The sequence below is a fragment of the Bacillus sp. AP8 genome (genome assembly GCF_000321185.1).
GTDB lineage: Bacteria > Bacillota > Bacilli > Bacillales > DSM-1321 > Bacillus_AD > Bacillus_AD massilioanorexius.
The window spans coordinates 1-738 of record NZ_CAPG01000117.1 but is presented as its reverse complement, the minus strand read 5'-3'; the positions used below and the strand labels follow the sequence as shown (position 1 = coordinate 738).

1 protein-coding gene is annotated in these 738 nt (G+C 36.2%); it reads right to left on the bottom strand.

The annotated features are described in order from the left end of the window. Nucleotides 1-738: ISL3 family transposase (locus BN349_RS22910; RefSeq protein ID WP_019244609.1), on the bottom strand; the 738-nt coding region annotated here is incomplete at both ends.

The window sequence follows — 738 nt, the reverse complement described above, 5'->3', positions numbered from 1 at the left end:
TATAAAAGTATTCTTTCAATTCATAGGCTGCTTTTAACTCAGGAGAAAACTCAAAATATCTATCTAAATACCATTGATCTTCCTTTGTTAGCTTCTTCGAAGCCTTATGAAAAACATAACGAGTCTTTTTACATTTCTTTCGATCATATGCATGCCATTTATTTTGTTCCCTCACACGTACCTTATCTAAGGCCCAATTCATGTACCTTACAAAATGAAAACTATCGGCAACAATAACTGGGCAGTCCATTGCCTGTGTGACAGCTGCTTTAAATGCTTGACTCATATCCATCACAACTACTTGCACATTCGCTCCGTGCTTTCTCAAGTAATCTTTTATCGTTTCTTTTCGTCTGTTTGGAAGGATATCAATCGGTTCACGGGTCAATGCATCCGCAATAATTAATTGATACTTTTCTTTACCAGAATCGCCTTTAAATTCATCAATCGCAATCACCTTCGGTAAGGCTAATGTTCCTTGTAGATTTTTAGGTACCATACGATCAAATCTTCGAATAATCGTACTAACAGACGTATGATATTGAGCAGCAATTTCGGTGAATGTCTTAGCTTTAACCGTACGAATCTGAACTTGTTGATTCCATTCTTTAGAATGGTGTTGATATCTTTCAACAAAAGGATTATCTTCGCTGAAACGTTTGCCACATGAACAAACATATCTTCTTTTTCGATATAATAGGACTGTTGGACGTTCTGCCATTTTAAGATGCTTAATCC